General features: G+C 71.9%; 4 protein-coding genes. All 4 read right to left on the minus strand.

Annotated elements, in window-relative coordinates; translation table 11 throughout:
- Window positions 1-94: 94 nt before the first annotated feature.
- Genes J8M50_RS45720 through J8M50_RS45740 form a run of 4 tightly spaced genes read right to left on the minus strand, consistent with a single transcriptional unit; the run spans window position 95 to window position 21,636 of the window.
- Complete coding sequence (locus tag J8M50_RS45720) at window positions 95-2,662, minus strand: type I polyketide synthase (RefSeq protein ID WP_010358809.1); 2,568 nt, start codon at window positions 2,660-2,662, stop codon at window positions 95-97.
- Window positions 2,663-2,684: 22 nt separating this feature from the next.
- A complete protein-coding gene (locus J8M50_RS45725) occupies window positions 2,685-3,818 on the minus strand; it encodes an adenine nucleotide alpha hydrolase family protein (protein ID WP_010358804.1) in 1,134 nt (377 codons plus the stop codon).
- A gap of 41 nt (window positions 3,819-3,859) precedes the next feature.
- Window positions 3,860-7,249 (minus strand): amino acid adenylation domain-containing protein, encoded by a 3,390-nt coding sequence (locus J8M50_RS45730; RefSeq protein ID WP_010358802.1) that lies wholly within the window; start codon window positions 7,247-7,249, stop codon window positions 3,860-3,862.
- Window positions 7,246-21,636: an SDR family NAD(P)-dependent oxidoreductase gene (locus J8M50_RS45740; protein WP_010358801.1), complete on the minus strand. Its 14,391-nt coding sequence runs from the start codon at window positions 21,634-21,636 to the stop codon at window positions 7,246-7,248. The genes J8M50_RS45730 and J8M50_RS45740 overlap by 4 nt, the downstream gene beginning before the upstream one ends.
- Between the last annotated feature and the right edge of the window lie 466 nt (window positions 21,637-22,102).

A 22,102-nucleotide genomic window follows, 5' to 3' on the forward strand; every position in this document is an offset into this window, starting at 1 on the left:
GCGGACGCAGAGCGAACCAGGCGGACGCCGAGAGGGGCGGGAATCCCGGACTGGGATTCCCGCCCCTCAGGCGTTCACGCACGGCTCAGAAAGCTCAGCCCTGCCCCGCCCGCCGAGCCTCCGCCCGCTGAGCCCGCCGCGACGTCCGCCCCGCAGCGGCGGCGGCCGGCGCCGCGCCCCCGCCCTCCGTCAGCCCCATCAGCTCCGCCAGGTTCTCCACGAAGGACCGGATCGTCGGGAACTCCACGAACGCCGTCGCCGGCACCTCGAAGTCCAGCTCCTCACCGAGCTTCGCCACGACCTCGATCAGCACCAGCGAGTCGAGCCCCAGGTCGAACAGGTTCGTGTCGAGCGCGGCCAGATGACGCCCGCCCAGCACCTTCCCCACCTCGTCGGTCACGAAGTCCGTGACGAGTTCGACGTTGTGGGCCGGATCGTCCGCCGCGAAGCGCGCCAGCAGCCGATCCCGCTCAGGGGCGGCGGGCTGACCTGTCTGCGCACCCGGCTCCACCCAGTGCCGCCGCCGCTCGAACCGGTGCGTGGGCAAAGGCACTCGGCGAACGTCCCGCCCCTCATACAGCGTGGCAAAGTCGAGTTCACCACCCCGCACCCACAACTCCCCGGCCAGCGCGAGGAGTTCGGCGTACCCGGCAGCAGAGACCCGAACCCACCCCGCCCCGTCCGCGACCGGCCCCCCGCTCGTCCAGTCGCCCGGATCCTGCGTCAGCCGCGCCCCCGTGACCGCCGACAGCACCGGCAGACCCGGCGCCGACACCCGCAGCGGAGCACTCCCCACGGCCAGCGCCAACGCGTCCGGCAGCACCAGCGCCTCGCTCACGGCGGCGGCCACGGCGAGCCCGGCACCCGTACCGGCGAGGCCCCCCGGAGCGACCCCCCAGGACAGCAACGCCCGCACCACCCCGTACTCATGACAGAACCCGGCGTACTCCCCGCTGAGCAGCGCCTCACCCCCGCCGACCTGCCCCACGGCCTCGGAGCAGGCGTCGACGGCCTCCCGATAGGCGGGCACAGCCGCGTACAACTCACGGGCTTCGGGCGCCGCCCCACCCGTCAATACCAGTACCGGCCCCACCTCCCCGGCCACCCCCCGCCGAATCCCCTCCCCGTCCCCCAGCGCGAGCGCCATCGCAGCACCCCGCGTGCCGTCCGCCACCAGCGCCAGCCGATGCGCGTGCGCCCGCCGTCCCAGACCCAGCGTCTGCGCCACAGCCGTGAGGTCGAGATCCCGCCGCGCCCGCAGATGGCGGGCCAGCGCCCCCTGCGCCTGCTTCAGCGCCTCCGCGGACCGCGCCGAGAGAACCAGCAGCTCAGGCCGCTCCGCACGGGAAGCGTCGGAGCGCGCCGGAGCCTCCTGGAGGATCACGTGCGCGTTCGTCCCGCCGATCCCGAACGAGCTGACACCCGCCCGGCGCGGCCCCTCGGCGGACGTCCACTCCGTGTTCGCCGTGTTGACGAAGAACGGGCTCGACGCGAAGTCGATGTCCGGGTTCGGCGCCGTGAAGTGCAGGCTCGGTACCAGTGTCCGGTGCTCCAGCATCAGCGCCGTCTTGATCAGCCCGGCCATCCCCGCGGCCGTGTCCAGGTGCCCGACGTTCGTCTTCACCGACCCCAGCGCGCAGTACCCGGACCGCTCGGTGCCGTGCCGGAACGCCTCGGTCAGCGCCGCCACCTCGATCGGATCGCCCAGCGGGGTACCCGTACCGTGCGCCTCGACGTACCCGATCGTGTCCGGCTCGACGTCCGCGACCTCGTGCGCGTCCGCGATGACCGCCGCCTGCCCCGAGATGCTCGGCGCGGTGTAACCGGTCTTCGCCGCACCGTCGTTGTTGATCGCGGACCCCTTGATCACCGCGTGGATCCAGTCCCCGTCGGCCAGCGCCTCCTTGAGCCGCTTCAGTACGACGGCCCCGGCGCCGCTCCCGATGACCGTGCCCCGCGCCTGGGCGTCGAAGGCCCGGCAGTGACCGTCGGGCGAGAAGATCATGCCCTCCTGGTACTGGTACCCCTCACCCGGCGGATTGAGGTGCACCGCCCCGACGAGCGCCATGTCGCACTCCCCGCCGAGCAGCGCCAGGCACGCCGTGTGCACCGAGACCAGGGACGTCGAGCAGGCCGTCGAGATGTTGACGCTCGGGCCGGTCAGGTCGAGCTTGTACGACACCCGGGTCGACAGGAAGTCCTTGTCGTTGGCGAGCATCAGCCGGTACCGGTCCACCGAGGACGCGCCCCGGTAGCGATCGCCCAGGTTGTGCAGCAGGTACGTGTTCATGCCGGCGCCCGCGTACACGCCGATCTGCGCGTCGGTGCGCTCCGGGTCGTACCCCGAACGCTCCAGCGCCTCCAGCGCGCACTCCAGGAACACCCGGTGCTGCGGATCGAGGATCTCCGCCTCGTCGTGCGTGAACCGGAACAGCTCCGAGTCGAAGAGATCCGTACCCGCGATGGTCTGCGCGGCCTTGACGTACCGGGGGTCCGCGAGCCGGTCCGCCGGCACCCCGGCGGCGGTCAACTCCTCGTCCGTGTAACGGGTCAGGGTCTCGCGGCCCTCGCTGAGGACCTCCCAGAACCGGTCGACGGAGTCGGCACCCGGGAAGCGGCACGCCATCCCGATGATGGCGATGTCGGAATCGGAAACGGTCATGGTGATGGCTCCTGTGCGGGTCTCAGCTGAGGCGGATGCCGAGGTCGGCGGCGACGGAACGCATGTCGAGGAAGCTGCGCGCGACGAACCGGGCGGCGTCCTCGCCCGCGTCCATCCGCTGGAACAGGTCGATCAGGGTCCGCTCGTGCGCGGCGGTGTCCCCCTCACCCGCCGCGATCTCCTTCACGACCCCGCCGAGCCGCGCCTCCACGTCGGCGAGGTCCAGCGAGCGCGGGAACTTGATGCTGAACGTGTTCCGGTCGTACGACGCGTTCCGCTTCACCGACCGGACGTGGCTCGCCGCGTTCAACTTGTAGAACATGCAGTCGAAATTGCTGAACGAGTAGTAGTTCAGCAGCGGGAACAGCGTGCAGTGCGTCTCCATCGGCGACGACGCGTACAACCCCTTCGCCCGCAGCTCCTCGACGATCCGGTCCGGGTCGTACTCGTGGCGCATCGCGATGAACGGGAACACGATCTTCGGCAGGTTCTCGTCGTCGTCGAACAGCAACTCCTCAAGCCTGCCTGCGAACAGAGTGTCCGTCAGCCGCTCACCGAACGTCTTGTAGAACCCGCGCACCACCTCGCGGACGTTCGACTCCATCGTCAGGATCTGCTGCGGGTCCGCGCACAGCGCGATGTACGGGATCTTCTGCTCGTACGCCATCAGGATCGCCCGCAGCACGAAGAACGTCCGGCACGAGACGCACGGCAGCTTCTCGTCCAGATACTTGCCCGGCGTCTTCGGCACCGGCCGGTTGAAGACCTCGCGCATCATCAGCTTGATGTTGTCGTCGTCCGCGTCCAGCACGAACGTCGCCGGGATCTTCTCCCTGGCCAGCGCGATGTTCTGCGCCGCGTGCACACTCTCGAACGGCACGTCGAACGTGAACGCCAGCACCCGCTTGCCGTAGTCGTTGACGAACTTGTCCAGCATGTACGTGCTGTCCTTGCCGCCGCTGTACATGAACAGGCAGTCGTACTCCCCGCTCGCGGCCGGCGCCTGCTGGAACTCGGTGAACACCTCATGGGTGTAGCGGTAGTTGATGAGCAGGTCCTCGGCGAAATCCAGGTTGCACAGATTGCACACCCCCTGGTTGTCGAGCGTGATTCCCGGGTGGCCGCCCTTGAGCGAGCAGACCTGGCAACTGGACACGGAACTCCCTGGAGAAGCAGGTGAATTGATGGTCATGGTGCTTACGAGCGCCGCCGCGTACGGTCGCGGCGGCCGGCCAGCGCTGACACATCTCGCGTACGCCGAGGTCGAGTTGGAGCCGCCCCGGCGCCGCCGGACACATGGGCCGCCATCGCCCGGACCGTCGGATGGCCGAACATGTCGAGCCGCGTGACATCGAGCCCGAGCCGCTCCCGCAGCGCCGCCACCACGGACGTCAGCCGCAGCGAATCCCCGCCCGCGTCGAAGAAGTTGTCCTCGGCACCGACGCGTTCGAGACCGAGCACCTCGCACCAGATCTCGGCGATACGGCGCTCAAGGTCGGTGCGGGCGGGGGCAGTTGATGAGCCGACGCCGTGGGGGCGCGGGAGCGCCTTGCGGTCGACCTTGCCGTTCGGCGTAAGTGGCAGGCCCGGCAGGCTGATTACGGCCGACGGCACCATGTACGCGGGCAGCCGCTCGGCGAGCGCGGTGCGCAGTACGGCGCCGTCGGGTACGCCAGTGACGTACCCGGTGAGCCTGCGCTCGCCCGGCCGGTCCTCGCGGACGACCGCCACCGCAGCCTGGACGCCCGGGAGTTGACGCAGAGCCGACTCGACCTCGCCGAGTTCGATCCGGTAGCCGTTCAGCTTCACCAGGCCGTCGATGCGCTCCAGGTATACGAGGCGGCCGTCGGGGAGGTGGCGCACTAGGTCGCCGGTGCGGTACGCGCGGCCGGTGCCGCCCTCGGGGGCCGGGACGAAGCGGTCGGCGGTCAGCTCGGGGCGGTGGAGGTAGCCGTCGGCCACGCCGTCGCCGGACAGGAGGAGTTCGCCGGGGACGCCGGGGGGTACGGGGGTGCCGCGCTCGTCCAGGACGTGGGCGCGGGTGTTGCCGATGGGGCGGCCGATGGTGACCTCGGCGCCGGGTTCCACGCGGTCGACGGTGGACCAGATGGTGGTCTCCGTGGGGCCGTACATGTTGAAGAGGTCGGCTACCAACGGGGCGAGTGTGCGGGCGAGTTCGGCGGGGAGGGGCTCGCCGCCGCACAGGGCCTTGAGCGCCGGGTCACCTTGCCAGCCTGCCGCCAGCAGCATCTGCCAGGTGGTGGGGGTGGCCTGGAGGACGGTCGGGGACGCCTGCTCGACGCGTTCGCGCAGGGCGACTCCGTCGGCGGCGACCGCAGCGGGGAGGATCTCTACCGTGCCGCCCCGGACCAGGGGGAGGTACAGCTCCAGGCCCGCGATGTCGAAGCAGACGGTGGTGACCGCGAGCAGGGAATCGGCGGTGCCGAAGCCCGGCCTGCGGGCCATCGTCCAGTGGAAGTTGACCAGCGCGCGGTGGCCGACCTGGACACCCTTGGGGAGGCCGGTCGAGCCCGAGGTGTAGATGACGTACGCGGGGGAGTCCGGGGCGGAGTGGTCGACATGGATCGCCTGTGCGCTCGCGAGGGCTTCGGTCACCACGACCGGCTTGACCGGGAAGTCCGCGAGCACGCCGCCCAACGCCTCGTCCGTAAGGACCAGTTCGGCGCCGGAGTCCTTCAGCATGTGGCCGATGCGGGCGGGCGGGTAGATCGGGTCGACCGGGACGTACGCCGCTCCCGAGCGGAGCACGGCGAGGAGGCTGATCAACAGCTCTGGGGAGCGCTCCAGGAACACGCCCACCAAGCTGCCCGGCCCGGCGCCGAGTTCGGTGAGGTGGTGGGCCAACCTGCCTGTCGCGTCGTCCAGTTCGCCGTACGTCAGCTCACGGCCCTCGAAACGGACGGCCACGGCGTCCGGGGAGGCGTCGGCGAGGTTGCCGATGAGGGAGGTGACCGTCGCGCGGCGGGGGTACTCCTCGTCGGTGTCGTTCCACTTGCCGTGGACGAGGTGGTGTTCCTCGTGGGTGAGCAACGAGACGGTGGCGAGGGGGCGTTGGGGGTCGGTGGCGATGCCGTCGAGGAACAGGGCGTAGCGGGCGGTGAGCCAGGGGGCGTGGGTGCGGGCTTCGAAGCGGACGGTGCCGGTGGGGTCGATGCGGACGGTCAGGGGGCGGTCGTCCGTGTCGGCGCCTTGGAGGAGGACCGCGACGGGGAGTGTGGTGTGGGGGAGGGCGGGGTGACGGAGGTGTATGTCCCGGCGGTACGGCGACTCCGTGCGGAGGCGGTCGAGTTGGGCGCCGACCAGGGTGGCGAGGTCTGCGAGGGTGTGGTTGAGGGGGTTCTCCGGTATGTCCAGGGGGAGTTCGGGGGCCAGGACGTGGGGTGTTTGTGGCCTCACGGAGATCGCCACGGTGCGTTCGCCGCCGCGTGCGAGGCGGGTCAGGAACGCCAACACGGCTGCCAGGGCGGTCTGTTCCGGGGCCGTGCGGAGTTGGGCGGGCAGCGGGACCGGGGCTGCCTGGCTCGTCCTCGGGGTCAACTGGCCGAGTCTCGGCGGGAGTACGGGCTCCAGTCGGCCGAGTGTGCGCAGCCAGCGGGCCTCGCGGCGGTGGGCTGCCCTGGACGCCTGCTCCAGTTCGGCCGCCTCTTCCCGGGAGAGGTGAGGGAAGCGTCCGTCCAACTGGTCTGCGAGTGCCGGGAGTTCGAGCTTCTCGCCGGTGAGGGCGGCCAGGTCGGTGAGGCGTACGTCCCTGTCGGCCGTCGCGACCGTGAGGGCGTCCGGGGCGATGGTGACGATCGTGCCGGGGGCCGCTGTCGACGGGTGGTCGGTGATCTCGACCGCCCGGACGGCCACCAGGTCGTCGCCGGTCGCCAGGAGGGCCGTGCCGAAGTCGTTGCGACGCCTGCCGAACGCCGTCGCGCGGACCAGGGCGTCGAGTTCGGCGGCTTCCGCACGCCAGTCGAAGACACCGCCGCGCGGGGGGCCGTCGTACCGGGCGTGGTACGTGCGCAGGGTCATGTCCTGCGGGGTGCGGACGGCCGTGCCCGCCGCCAACTCGTCGATCAGCTCGGCGAAGGAGTCGATGCCGGCGTCGAAGCAGGCGACGTCCAGGTCGTGCACGGTCGCGGTCGGGGGGACCGGGACCGCGCGCTGCTTGAGCAGGTCGCCCGTGTCGGCCTCCCGGTTCATCACGTGCCAGGTGACGCCGTGCTCCCGCTCGCCGTCCAGGATCGCCCAGCTCGTCGCGTAGAGACCGGCGTGCTTCGGGAGCGGGCCGTCGTGGAAGTTGACCGGGAGCTTCGCGGGGAGGCTCAGTACCTCGTCCGGGAGCATCCGGAGGTTGGCGATGCTGAACAGGTAGTCGAAGGTGAGGAGTTGGAGGCGGTCGGCCAGGTCCTTGCCGAAGGGGAGGGCGGGGAGGGCCTCGCTCTTCGCCCACGCCAGCAGGTCGGGTGCGGGGGAGACGACGGCGGCGACCGTGTGGCCCCGGGACAGGAGGAGGCGGGTGCACTCGACCAGGAGGGCTTCCTCGCCGATGACGACGCAGGTGAACGGTTCGGCGGTCATCGGTCGCCCCCTTCGGATTCCGTTTGCTGGGAGAGGAGTTCGGCCAGGAGTTGTTCCACGGCTTTGTCGGACATGCCGGCGATGAGGCGCTCGGCTTCGTCCAGGGGCGGGTCTTGGTTGAGGGCTGCCTTCGCTCGGAAATGGTCGGCCAGTTGGCGGATTGTGATGCGCTCGAACAGGAGAGTTGCCGACTGGGGGCCGTACACCGCTTCCAGGGCTCGCGTCAGTTCGAGGACGACGAGTGAATCCACGCCGTAGTTCTCGAAGGTGAGGTCGGGGTTCAGTTGGTCGGGGGTCATCTCCAGGACCGTCGCGAACACGTCGGTGACCTGGTGGAGGGGGTCGGTGGAGGCGGGAGTCGGGGTGGGGGTGGGGGTGGCTGTCTGGGGAGGGGCTTCGACGACCAGTGCGGTGGCGGGCGAGGTGGGGGCGGGGCCTGCCGTAGGAGTCGCGTGCGTCACCACCCCGTCGCTCACGGCGGCGATCACGCTCTGGAACGCCACCCCCGCCTCACTACCCGGCGCGCCCACGCTGATCCCCGTGAACCCGCAGGCCGCCAGCACGTCCCGCCACTGCCGCTCGCTCGCCAACGGCGACCCCGGCATCCGCTGCTCCGGATCGTCGAACAGCCACCACCCCGTCGTCAGCCCGAAGATCAGGGCGAGTTGACTCCGGGGCCGCGTCCCCTCGACCGCGAGCAGCACCCCGCCCCGCCGCAGCAACTCCTTGGCCCGCGTGAGCGTTCGGGACAGTCGCCGCGTCGCGTGCAGCACGTTCGTCCCGAACACGACGTCGTACTCCCCGGCCGCCGTCCCGGCCTCGATGTCCAGCACCTCGAACCGCACGAACGGATACCGCGCCCCGAACCGGTTCCCGGCCTTGCGAACGAACGCCGGGGACACATCGGTGAAGACGTACTCGACCGCGTCCCCGTACGGCGCCAGTGCGGCGAGTACGGCGGCCGTTGTGCCGCCCGTCCCCGCGCCGACCTCCAGGACCCGGACGGTGCTGTTGCCCTGCGCCAGACGGGACTTGACCTGCTCGACGACGATCCGCGCGACCTCGGCGTTGCAGCGGTCGGTCACCGGGTCGCCCCGGTAGACGGCGGCGACGCGCTCGGTGGAACCGTCGGGGAACAGAACCTCCATGGCGGGGCGTCGGCCCGTGAGGATGTCGGGGAGAGCAGTGAGGCAGTCGGTGAGGAGGGTGACGACCGGGGCGAGTGAGCTGTGCTGCTCCGTCAACTCATGGAGTCGGGCGACAAGTTCGGCTTCCTTGCCCTCTTCGGGACCGGCCTTGACGATGCCGAGCTGCACCTTGAACAACTCCCGGTGCTCAGGCACCACTTGGCTCGGGTCGGTCAGCCCCGCCCGGCGCAGTACCGCCGCCAGGAGCCGTTCCGTCAGCACCTCGACCTCCGCCACCACCCGCTGATGCGCGGCGAGTTCGGGGTCCGGGCCTGCCGGGAAGCGCACCTCGGGCAGCGTGCCCGGAACCACGTCCGGGACCACCTTCAGTGTGCGGTCGGCGTCGATCCCGAGGTTGTCGAGGATCGGCCGGTCGGCGTCCAGCGCGAACACCTGCGGCAGTTCCGCCCCGAGGGTCCGCTCGACGACGGTCATGCCCCGCTCGGCGCTCAACGGCCGGATGCCGGCGGCCTCGAAGCGGCTCAGGACGCGCTCCCGCTCCGCGTCCCCGGCCGCGTGCCAGTAACCGAGGTTGAGGACCCGGACCGGGAACGGCAGGGTGCGGGCGGCGTGTGCCGCGTACGCGTCGGCGAAGGCGCAGCCCGCCGCGTACCCGGCCTGGCCGTGGTTGCCCTCGAAAGCCACGCCGGAGGAGTAGAACAGGGCGAAGTCCAGGGGGAGTTCACGCACCGCGTGCAGCAACGCCCAGGCCGTACCGGTCTTCACCTCCAGCGCGGCCCGCATCTCGTCCTCGGACAGGTCCCGCAGGACCCGGTTGACGAGGACCATCGCCGCGTTGAACACCCCGTGCAGGGCGCCGAATTCACGTACGGCGAGGTCGACGGCGTCGGTGAGCGCGGCCGGGTCGGTGGCGTCCAGTGCCAGGTAGCGCACCTCGGCGCCCGCCTTCTCCAGCCCGGCCACCTTCTGGTGCCGGTCCTCGTCGAGGGGGGAGCGTCCGACGACGACCAGCTTCGCGCCGTACGTCCGGGCGAGGTGCAGGCAGGTGTCCCGGCCGACCGCGCCGAGACCGCCGACGACCAGGTAGACGCCGCCCTTCCTCAACCGGGTTGGCGTGGAGGGCAGTTCGACCCGCTCCAGCGTCCGTACCCGGCGTACACCACCCCTGATCGACACCGGCGCGGGCTTCGCCGGGAAAGGCTCGGCGACGATCGCCCCGGCGAGCTGCCCGGCCTCGGCGGCGCGTACGTCGATCAGCGAGACGTGCAGCGCCGGGAACTCCTTCGCCGCCACGGCCGCGATGCCGAAGAGTCCGGCCGCCCAGGGGGACGACACGTCTCCGTCCTCCAGCGGATGGACGTCGGTGGTGACGACCTTGAGCCGTACGCCTCGCTCCAGCGCGCCGGACCGGTCGAGGGCGCGTACCAGGCGGTACAGGGCGAGCGGGCCGTTGTCGGCCAACTCCCTTACGTCGGACCGGTCGACGGGGTCTTGAGCGGGTGCCGTGCCGAAGAAGTACACGAGGTCGGGGGTGCCGATCTCGGCGTCCGTGAAGTCGGTCGGGACGCGTCGGACGTCGGTGCCGGGGTGCAACTCCGCGACGGGCTCGCCCACATAGAGCACGCTGCGTCCGAACTCCGCGCGCCCCTTGGCGGGTTGAGGCGTCCACACCGGACGGTGGACGATCACGGCTCGCGGCTTCGCCTCCCGGTACGTCAGCCCCTCGAACCGGACCCGGACCGTGCCCGAGTCGTCGCAGAGCAGGACCTCGCAGCGGTTCGGGCCGGTCTCCCGGACGTACGACCAGCCGCTGACCGGCACCGGGCCGAACACGTCGACCCGGTCCGCCGCGAACGGGAGCATCGGCCGGGAGCGCCGGACGAGCAGCGCGGCGTACGTGTGGAGGGCCGCGTCCAGGATGCCGGGGTGCAGGGCGTGCGCCGGGTCGTCGTCGACGGCGCCGATTCGGCCGAGGACTTCGTCGGTGCCGGTCCAGATCTGGCGGACTCGGCGGAAGAACGGGCCGTAGGGCAGGCCCTGTTCGGCGAGGTTCCGGTAGAAGGCGCTGTGGTCTTCTGCGAGGCGGGCGCGCAGGGCGTCGGTGTCGAGGGGAGAGGGTGTCGGGCCCGCCTGGGCGAGGCGGCCGGTGGAGCGGACGGTGTTGTCGGCGCCGAGGACGTCGTAGCGGTCGCCGTCGAAGGCGACGGTCACGTCTTCGGCGGTCAGGGGGACGGCCCAGCGGATGTCGGCGAGCGCGCGTCCGGTGAGGCCGCCGGTTGCCTCGGCTACGAGGTCGAGGTGGCCTACGCCGGGGAGGATGGGGCGGCCGTCGACCATGTGGTCGCGGAGGGCGGGGGTGTCGGGGGTCAGGCGGTGGTGCCAAGCGGTGGCCGGGGTCGGGATGGCGGCCGGCGGTGCTGTACCGGCCCGGAGCGGGTCGGCTACCGGCTCCGGCATGCCGATCGAGGCCGGGTCGGCTACTGGTGCTTGTGCAGCGACCGGGATCAGGGTGGCTGCCGGTGCTTGTCCAGCGACCGGGGCGGGGTTGGCTGCCGGTGTGTGCGCGGCGAGCGAGGCGGGGGCGGCTACGAGAGTGTGCGTGGTGGCCGACTCCGGCACGCCCGTGGGTGCTGTCGAAGTCGCGCTCGTGTCCAGCCAGTGCCGCACCCGCTCGAACGGGTATGTCGGCAACGGCACCCGACGCCGCGCGGCAGGCCGCAGCCGCTCCAGCAACTCCCAGTCCACGGTGACGCCGGAGACCCACATCCGCCCGAGCAGATCGTCCGCCCCGGCCCGGATCTGCGCGGACAGGAACTCCTCCGCGCCCACGCCCGCCGTCAACAGGTCGGCCAGCGGCGGGTGTTGCTCGACCCGCCCCCGGTGCAGCCACTGCCCGCCCTCACCGCGTCCGACGGCCGCGAGCTTCTCGGCCGCGTCCGCGAGACCGGAGGCCACGAACGCCAGCCGCTCGACGAGGGGTTCACGCCCCACGCGCAAGGTGTGGGCGACGTCCGAGAGCCGGGGCGCATCGGCGACGGCCCGGCCCAACTCGGCGGCGTACAGGCGCAGCCGCTCTTCGTCGCGGGCCGACAGGACGATCAACTCGCGGGCGGAGTCGGGCTCGTCCGGCGCGAGGGCGACGTACTCCTCCAGCACCACATGCGCGTTGGTCCCACCCGCCCCGAACGAACTCACCGCCGCCCGACGCGGCACCGCACGCCCCTCGGCATCGAACTCCCGCGTCCACTCGGCCACTTCGCGCTGCACGGCGAACGGTGAGCGCGTGAAGTCGATGACCGGGTTCAACTCCTCGGCGTGCAGCGACGGCAGCAACGTGCCGTGCCGCAACTGGAGTACGGCCTTGGTGAGTCCGGCGATGCCCGCCGCGCCCTCCAGGTGACCGATGTTGGACTTCACCGAACCGATCGCGCAGAACCCGGTGTCGGCGGTGTGCTTCCCGAACGCCTGGGCCAGCGCGGTGTGTTCGATCGGGTCGCCCAGCGCGGTCCCGGTGCCGTGCGCCTCGACGCAGCCGACGGTCCGGGCGTCGACACCGGCCGCGTCCAGCACCTGCTCCACCAGGGCCTGTTGGGCCTGCGGGTTGGGCACGGTGTAACCGCTCGTCCGGCCGCCGTGGTTGACGCCGGTCGCACGGATCACCGCGTGCACGGTGTCCCCGTCCCGGACCGCCTCCGACAGCCGCTTCAGCAGCACCGCGCCGACGCCCTCACCGGGGACGTACCCGGTGCCGCCCGCGCCGAAGGCCCGGCAGCGGCCGTCGTCCGACAGCATCGACTTGGCGCTGAGGTGCACGTACTTGTCCGGGTGCACGGCGACGTTCACCCCGCCCGCGAGCGCGTACGAGCACTCGCCCCGCCGGATGCTCTCGCACGCCTGGTGCACGGCCACGAGCGATGCCGAGCACGCGGTGTCGATCACCACGCTCGGGCCCCTGAAATCGCCGAAGTACGAGACCTGGTTGGCGATCGACGAGCGGTTCGCCAGGACGACTTGAGGGTTGCCGCGCGCCGACTCGGTCGCACCGAGGATCGCGTAGTCGTCCCACATCACCCCGACGAAGACCCCGACGTCGTGGCCCTGGCCGCCGAAGCGGGGTGCCGGGATACGGGACGGGGGATAGCCCGCGCTCTCCAGCGCCGACCAGGCCGTCTGGAGGAGCAGCCGTTCTTGCGGGTCCATCGTGCGGGCCTGTTTGGGGGAGATCTGGAAGAAGAGGGAGTCGAAGGAGCCGACGTCCGAGAGGAAGCCGCCCCAACGGCTCGTGCTGCGGCCCGAGTCGGCCAGCTCCGAGGCGTCCCAGCGGTCTGCGGGGACCTCGGTCACGGAGTTGCGGCCCTCGGCGAGGTTGCGCCAGAAGTCGTCGAGGGTGTCGGCGCCGGGGTAACGACCGCTGATGCCGATGACGGCGATCGGGTCGTTGTCGGGGGAGTGGTGAACTGGGCTGGGGGCAGGGGGAGTTGTCGCCTGCTCGACCAGTGGGTGCTGGTAAGTGGCCCGGAGTGCTTCGGCGGTCTGGGGCTCCTCGGGGAACAGCCGGGCCACCGCGTCCGCGTGCTCCGCGAGCACATGGTCCGCCAGCTCGTCGACCGTCCGGCACTCGAAGAACACCGTCCCGCGCAGCCCCGGAAAGTCCTTGCCCAACAGGGAGTTGGACTCCATGACGAGGACCGAGTCGAGCCCGTAGTCGTCCAGGGGTACGCGGCTGTCGAGCCGGCCCGTGGACAGTTTGAGCACCCCGGCGAGAACCTCGCGCAGATGCGCGACGAGACGCTCCCGGCGAGCGGCGCCGGTGCTGACGCCGGTGCTGGTGGCCGCGCCCGGAGCAGACGCCGGAGCGGGAGCCGAAACCCGGCGCTCCGCCTGCCCCGTCGACGCGGTGGCCTTCGCCGAGGCCGCACCGCCCGCCCCACCGGCCAACGCCCCGTCCAGAACCCCCGGTTCACCCCAAGCCGGCACCACCCACGGCACGCCGACCGCCAGCGAACGCCGGAACAGCTCAACCCCTTGCCCCGCCTCCAGCGCCCGCATCCCACTGCGCCGCGTGTACGCCGCCAGCTCCTCCTCCCGCACCATCCCGTCCACCCCGCCGACCGCCCACAGCGGCCAGGCCAACGAGACCCCGCCCCGCCGCGCGGTGTACACGTCCGCGAACCGGTTGGCGGTCGCGTAACTGACCGCCCCGAAGTCCCCCACGAGCGAGGACACCGACGAGAACACGACGAACAGTTCGAGACCGTCCCCACGCGTCAACTCGTCCAGATGCACCAGCCCGTGCGTCTTCGCGGCCAACACCCGGGCGAACCGCTCCCGATCCCCGTCGGCCCGCCCCTCATCGGCGACCCCGGCGAGATGGAACACCCCGTGCAACACCCCGAACCGCTCCCGGGCCACCCCCAACGCGGCCTCCAACTCAGCCGAGTTCGCCACATCGGCCCGCACCGCGAGCACCTCGGCCCCGAGGGACGCATGCCAGGCCCGCGTCTCCTCGTCCGGCTCGGACCGGCCGATCAGCACGAGCCGGGCCGCGTACTTCGACGCCAGATGCTCGACGAGCACCCGCCCGACGGCACCCCCGCCCCCGGTGACGACGTACACCCCGCCGTCCCGCACGGAAACCCCGCCACCACCCGCCCCGGCGACCACCCGCAGACCCCGAACTTCCCGCTGCCCAGCGGCAGTACGCCGCACCTCAAGCCCGGCGACCCGACGCACCGCCCGCAACTCGCCCGTCACGGCCCCCGCGATCTCCCGCACCGAAGCACCGGCCGCGACCTCCAGCGTCAGCATCTCCAGCCGAGGAGCGACCGGCGCCGTCGACAGCGCGAACCCGGCGAACGCCTCCCCCTCCGGAGCCCCCTCAGGGTGCACGACCACACACCGAACCCGCCCACCCAGGGCGCCAGTTCGCACACCGTCCAGCACATCCAGCACGGGAGCGCAGAGCCGGTCGAGGAGTTCGGCGGGGGAGAGGGTGTCGTCCGGCTCGCTCACGACGACGACATCGAGCCCGCTGTCCGAGGCCGACGACATGAGGTCGCCACCGGAGACGACACGCGCCCACGCCCCGCTCGCCCGCAACTCCGCTTCCAGTGCAGGGTGGTTGCCGAGCACCGCGAGCGTCGGAGCCGCCTCGCCGAGTTCGGGCTCGGGCGCGGGACGCCAGTACGGCTCGTACAGACGAGGCCCGCCGGTCGTCCCCGACGTCGTACGGCCCGCGAAGTCCCGTACCACGGCGACGACTTGACCCTGAGCGTCGTACACCGTCACGTCGAACCGCCGCACCCCCGCCGACTCACCCACGAGCCGGGCGTGGGCGGACGAACCGGCGGACAGCTCGGCGAAGGCGTCCAGGGAACCGAGGCTGAAGGGAACCGCCAGGTCACCAGACCACGGCGTGGCCCAGTGGCACGCGCGCAACGCGCCGTCCAGCAGCGCCCACGGCTGCCCGTCCCCCAGCCGCACCAACGCCTCTCCGGCACCGGCCCGGATCTCGTCGACGACCTGGAAGGAGGGCCCGTACGCGAACCCGGCGTCCGCGTAGTCGCGGTAGACACCGGACCGGTCCCGTACGACGCTCAACCGGCCGCGCAGCGCGGCGAGTTCCCCGGCGGCGTCCGGCGCGGAGGACGCCGGGACGGCGATCCCTCGTGCGTGTGTCCCGTCCTCGCTGTGCACCTCGAACGCGAGATGCCCACCCTCCGGCCGGAACGAGACGTACAACTCCAGCTGTCCGGCGTCGAGTTCGACGGCCCGCCCCCACACCACGTCCCGCAGCGCGTGCCGGACCCCCGGCTCGGCCAGCCCGGCGGCGGCGCGGACGAACTCCAGCGTCGCCGCGCCCGCGAACAGTGGACGGCCCTCGATGACGTGATCGCGCAGGAGCGCGTCGGAAGCCCGCAGCGTCTTGCGGAACCGGATGCCGCTGACCGTCGACTCGTTGGCGTCGACCAGGGCGTGCGGTGCGGCCGGGCCGAACTCCGCGTCGAGCGGGATCCAGTACGGTTCGTCGGCGAACGGGTACAGCGGCGCCCGCACCCGGCGCGGCGCGGGGCCGGGGCGGTCGGCGTGCAGAGAGTCCCAGTCGACGTCCTCGCCTCGCAGCCACCTGCGGGCCGCGTCGTCGGTGACGGCGGGAACCGGCCCACCGTCCGCGAACTCCCGCAGCGCGGCGACGAGTTCGGCGCCCTCGGTGACCAGCACCGCGAACCGGACGTCGAGCGCCTCGCGCCCCACCTGGCTCGTGAAGCACAGGTCGGCCAGGGGCACCCGCTCGGTCGCGACGAAGTCGGCAGCGCGGTCGGCGTGGGCCCGCAGGCGTTCCTCGTCGCGGGCGGACAGCAGGAACAACACCGGTTCGTCGACGCGCTGTTCACCCGCCGGAGCCTCGGTCACCACGTCGGGGCGCGACGACTCCTCCAGGACGAGGTGCGCGTTCGCCCCGCCCGCCCCGAAGGAGCTGAGGCCCGCCCGGCGCGGCCCGTTCCCCTCGGGCCAGGCGGACAGCTCGCGCTGGACGTGGAACGGGGAGCGCCCGAAGTCGATGTTGGGGTTCAACTCCTCGGCGTGCAGGGACGGTACGAGCGTGCGGTGCCGGAACTGGAGCAGCACCTTCGTGAGCCCCGCGATCCCGGCCGCCGACTCCAGGTGCCCGATGTTCGACTTGGCCGAGCCGATCGGCCAACTCCCCTCCGTGCCATAGGCGTTGGTCAACCCGGTCAGCTCGATCGGGTCGCCCAGACTGGTGCCCGTGCCGTGCGCCTCGACATAGCTGATCTCGCCGGGCGCAACTCCGGCCTCGCGCAGCGCCGTCGAGATGACCTGCTGCTGGGCGCGCGGGTTCGGCACGCTGTAACCGTTCGTCCGGGCACCGTGGTTGATCGCGCTGCCCAGGATCACGCCCTGGACACGGTCACCGTCGGCCAGCGCCTTGCGATACGGCTTCAGCAGCACCGCGCCGACCCCCTCACCGGGGACATAGCCCGTGCCGCCCGCGCCGAAAGCCCGGCAGCGGCCGTCGTCCGAGAGGAAGCGCCCCTGGCTCAGGAAGCCGAACTTGTACGGGTGGACGGACACGTTGACGCCCCCCGCGATCGCCAGCTCGCTCTCACCCCTGCGCAGGCTCTCGCACGCCAGGTGGATCGCGGTCAGGGAGGAGGAGCACATCGTGTCCAGTGCCATGCTCGGGCCGGACAGGTTCAGCGCGTGGCTCACCCGGTTGGCGATCGTCGCGAACGACGAACCGGTCAACGGGCGCCCGCCGCGCAGCGCGTCGAGTGCGCCGTGGAACTGGTACTCCCCGTACATGACGCCGACGTACACACCCACCGGGCGCCCGGCCAGATCCGCGCGCCGGTAGCCCGCGTCCTCCAGGAGGTGCCAGGAGTTGAGGAGGAACAGCCGCTCCTGAGGGTCCATCAACTCGGCCTGACGGGGGGAGATTCCGAAGAAGAGGGGGTCGAACCGGTCGACGTCGCGCAGGAATCCGCCCCAGCGGGTGTGGGCGAGGCCGGGGGCCGCCGGGTCGGGGTCGTACCAACGGGTGCTGTCCCAGCGGTCGTTGGGGATCTCCGTGATGCTGTCCCGGCCCGCGGAGAGGTTCTCCCAGAACTCGTCGAGGTCGTCGGCGGAGGGGTAGCGGCCGGCCAGACCGACGATGGCTATGGCGCCGTCGTCCGGGGACGTCCCGGCGAGGCCGGAAGCCTCGGCGCCCGGCTTCGGGCGGTGAACTGTGCGTGCCACGGCCGGAGTTGCGGTCTTGCCGGCGGGGGCTCCCTCGTCCTTGCCGGACGTGCCTCCGTCGCACTCCCCTTCGCCGGGCGCACTCAACTCGCCCGCGTGCCGCTCCGCGAAGTAGTCCGCCAGCTCCCCGAGGCTCGTGTACTCGAAGAACAGCGTCTTCGACAGGTTCGCGAAGTGCCGCTCCAGCTCCCGGTTCAGCTTCGCGATCATCAGCGAGTCGATGCCGTACCGCTCGAACGGCGCCCCCTCGACCAGCTCCGCCGCGTCCAACCCGGTCTCGGCGGCGATGAGTTCACGCAGCAGCGCTACGGCCCGCGCCCTCGGGGCAGCGCCCTGCGTGGCGGCCGGGCGGGACGTCTCGGGGGCGAGCGCGGTGAGCGCGGTGGTGATGCGTCGTACGTCACCGTGCGCGGCGATCACCGCGCCCCTCATGCCGAGCGCCTGCTCGAACAGCGCGAGACCTGTCGCCGTGGAGAGCGTGCCGAACCCGGTGCGCGCGGCGACGTCCGAGGCGTCCTCGGTGCTCTGCCGCATACCGCCCTCGGCCCACAACGGCCAGGCGATCGTGGTGACATGGCTGTGCCGCTCGGCGTACGACTCCAAGCGGGCGTTGGCATACGCGTAGTCGCTCTGCCCCGGATTGCCGATGTGCGCGGCGATCGAGGAGAACGCGACGAAGAAGTCCGGCGAGTCGTCGGCGGTCACGGCGTCCAGCGCCTCGATGCCGGCCACCTTGGGGGCCAGGACCGCCGCGAAGTCCTCGGCGGACTTGGTCAGCGCGAAGCCGTCCCGGAGGACACCGGCCGCGTGGACGATGCCGTTGAAGGGACCGAACTCGGTGTGTACGGCCGCGAGTTGGGCGCGGTCGGTGACGTCGGCGCGGCGGTACGCGACCCTGTCGTCCAGATCTGCGGGCCGCTCACCCCGCCCCACCGCCACCACCCGGACATCCGCCCGCGCGAGCAGCCACTCGGCGACGATCCGCCCGAGCCCGCCCGCACCGCCGGTGACCAGGTACACGCCGCCGTCGCGCACGACGACCGGCCCATCCCCCGAAGGAGCGGCCTCGACGGTCAGGACCCGGCGTCCGGAAGTGGTGTGGGAGACCTCCAAGTCCCGCCCATGCCCGGCGAGTTCGGCCCCGAGCGCCTCGGCGTTGTTTACCCCCTCGCCGAGGCCGATGGCCTGGATCGCCAGCAGCGGGTTCTCCGCACGGACCGTCCGGGCGAACGCGCCGAGCGCGGGGTCGTTCCGGTGCAGGAGCAGGACCCGTACGGGGGATGTGGGGCGAGCCGCGAGGAGGTCCTGGACAGCACGCAACACCCTTTCCGGGGCGGGCTCGTCGACAGAGTCAACCAGGTCGACCAGCACGACGTCCGGAGCCGCCTCGGTCACGACCTCGAACCCGAGCCCCGTCAACACCGAGGCCCACTCCGGAGAACCGACCACACGAGCCGTACCGCTCAGCTCAACTCCCGTGACAGGCAAGGGTGCATCGACCCACCGTCGTACCAACAGCGCAGAATCCCGCACCTCACCCAACACCCGCACAGCGAGATCGTTCAGCCGCGCCAGCACCCGCCCATGCCCATCCACCAACGTCAGATCCGCCCGAGCGGTCCGCTCACCCAACTCCCCGACCGTCACATGGACCCGGCACCCCTCGACGACCGGCGCGTGTACGACCAGTTCACCGAGCGCCAGCGGCAAGAACCCCTCGGCGGACTCCCCGTACGCCCGCGCCAACAGCACGACCAGCGCGTGCAACGCCCCGTCGATCAACGCCGGGTTGAGCGCGGCCCCGTCGAACTCGGCCCCCTCGGGCAGGTCCAGGACGCCGAGCGCCTCCCCGTCCCCGAGCCGCACCTCGCGGAGCGCCCGCATCCGCGCCCCGTAGTCGAGGCCGAGGCCACGCAGCACGTCGTACGCCTCACCGTGCCCGACGACCTCGCCGCACCGGTCCGCGACGGGCGTCAGATCCACCGGCGCGGGCGGATCGACCGGCGCCGGGCCGATGGAACCGGACGCCACCACCTCATCGCCGTCGGCGAGTTGGAAGCCGACGGCGTCGTCCTCGGGCCACAGCCGTACCAGCGTCGTACGCGGACCGTCGGCGTACGACAGGAGCCGTTCGAAGGAGACCCCGCGCAGCAACATGGGCTGACCGAGCGCGAGTTCACCCGCCGCGCGCACCAACTCGACCTGCCCGGCGGCCGGCATGACCGGTGCGCCGTTCACCCGGTGGTCGGCGAGGTAGAACTCGGTGCCGGTGCGGGAGCTGCGGTAGGCGAGGGTGTCGAGCGTGGAGACGTTCTCGTCGAGCATCGGGTGCGGTCCGGCGGCGGACGGCGCGGGTTCGGGAACAGAGAACGCGGGCGCGTCGAGCCAGCACCGCCGTCCCTCGAACGGGTACGTCGGCAGCGGGACCCGCCCACGCTCCTCGCCCTCGAACCACGCTGTCCAGTTGACGTCCACCCGCGCCTGCCAGGCCCGCGCCAGCCCCTGCCAGGGCCCGTCGGCCACCCCGAGAGCGACCCCACGCACCTCATCGAGCGCACCCAGGACGGGAATGCGCGCCCGACGCGGACGGCCGGAAGCCGCACCGTTCCGCGAGCCCGCACTCTCCCCGCCCACAGCCTCCGCGAGCGTCAACTCCCCGGCGACACAAGCCGCAACCCGCCCCGCCACCCCATCCCCATGCACCGCGACCGGCGTGACCCCCCAGTCGAGCCACAGCCTGCCCAACGCATACTGCACGGCGAACGCCCGCCCCCGCTCGCCCAGTTGACCAGCTCCCGCAGCGAGCGCGGCCTCGTAATACGCGGCGAAGGCCGGCTCAGCCGCCCACTCCCCGGCCAGGCTCCCCGCGTCCGGAACCTCCTCCGTGAACACGAACGACACCTCACCGGTCCCGGGCCGTTCCGGCACGGCTGCCTCGCGCAACGCCCGCGCCAACTCGGCTCGTTCACCCCCGGTCACCGCGAGCCGGTACTCATGGGCCCGGCGGCCGACCGCCAGCGTGTACGCCACATCCGCCAGCGACGCCGAGTCGTCGCCGTCGAGATGGTCAGCGAGATTCGTCGCAGCCGTCGCCAGAGCGGTCGGCGTCCGTGCCGACACCACCAGCACCTGCGACGCCCGCGAACCCCCCGTCACCGCGACGGACGGAGCCTCCTCCACCACCGCGTGCGCGTTCGTCCCCCCGATCCCGAACGAGCTGATGCCCGCCCGCAGCGGTCCGTCCCCCGTCCACGGCACCGTCTCCGTGGACACCTTGAACGGCCCCGCGGCGAAGTCGATCGCCGGGTTCGGCGTCGTGTAGTTGACCGTCGGCACGAGCGTCCGGTGCTTCAGCATCAGCGCCGTCTTGATCAGCCCCGCGACCCCCGCCGCCGCGTCCAGATGCCCGAGGTTCGACTTCACCGAACCGAGCGCGCAGAACCCGGTGTCGGCGGTCGTGTCCCTGAACGCCCTTGTCAGCGCGGAGACTTCGACCGGGTCGCCGAGCCGGGTCGCCGTCCCGTGCGCCTCGACGTACCCGATGGACCGCGGGTCCACGCCCGACACGGAGTGCGCCTCGCGGATCACCGCGGCCTGGCCTGCGGCGCCCGGCGCGGCGAAACTCACCTTCCCCGAACCGTCGTTGTTCGTCGCCGTACCCTTGATGACCGCGTACACGGTGTCCCGGTCGGCGAGCGCGTCCCGCAGCGGTTTGAGGACGACCACGCCGACGCCGTTGCCGAGGACGGTGCCGCTCGCGTCCGCGTCGAACGTCCGCACGTACCCGTCCTCGGAGAGGATCGCCCCCTCCTCGTACAAGTACCCCTTCTCCTGGGGGACTTTGACGGTCACCCCGCCCGCGAGCGCGATGTCGCACTCGCCGTTCACCAGGCCCTGGCAGGCGAGGTGGACGGCGACGAGGGAGGTCGAGCAGGCCGTCTGGACGGCGTAACTGGGGCCCTTCAGGTCGAGCTTGTACGAGAGGCGCGTCGCCAGGTAGTCCTTGTCGTTGCCGACCATCACCGCGAAGTGGCTCGACGTCGTGGTCTGGTCGACGTTGGGCAGCACCTGCTGCTGGAGGTACGTGTTGACGGCCGCCCCGACGTACACGCTGATCAGGCCGTCGTAGCGGGCCGGGTCGTACCCGGCGTGCTCCAGCGCGGCGTGGCCCGCCGTCAGCAGGACGCGGTGCTGGGGGTCGGTGATCGCGGCCTCGGCCGGGGTGAACTCGAAGTAGCCCGTGTCGAAGAGGTCGACGTCCGGGATGATCCCGTGCGCCGGGACGTACGTGGGGTCGTCCAGCAGACGCGCCGGGACACCGGCCGCCGCCAGCTCCTCGCGGCCGAAGCGGGTGATGCCCTCGCGGCCCTCCCGCAGCAGGCGCCAGAAGGAGTCCAGGTCGTCGGCGCCGGGGAACCGCCCGGCCATCCCGATGATCGCGACATCCGTCTCGGCCGCCTGGATCTCATGGCTGCTCACTGGCGCGATCTCCCCTTTTTCGTGTGCGGGTGTCACTGGGTACGGGTGCGGACGAGGTGCGGCGGGGGGATCGGATCAGCCCCGGCGCGCGACGAGCGGGGCGCCACGGCCGGGACGTGGAAACGGACCCTCCGGAATCGCCCCCGCCGCGAGCGGCCCCGCCGGAAGGGCGCGCGCAGACCGGACGGAGGCGGCGGCGCCGTCGCACCCGGCGCCGCCCACGCCTCGGGGCCGGCGGCCTCTGGATCCGACGGCAGTCGACACGCGCAGCACCTCCCACACCCACGGCGGACCCGCCCACGGAGTGGGCCCGCCTCGGTTGTGGTCCCAGACTCGTCGCGGCCGACCGGCGCCGTCACCACCCAACCGAGTAGAGCCGTCGACGGTTCGCGCGCGGGGAACCTACTCGATCAGGTGGTTTGAAGAATGTCCGCGCAGGTAGGAGGCAGCCCTGCCGCGTGCCGCG

The organism is Streptomyces acidiscabies, from assembly GCF_020010905.1.
GTDB classification, from domain to species: Bacteria; Actinomycetota; Actinomycetes; order Streptomycetales; family Streptomycetaceae; genus Streptomyces; species Streptomyces acidiscabies.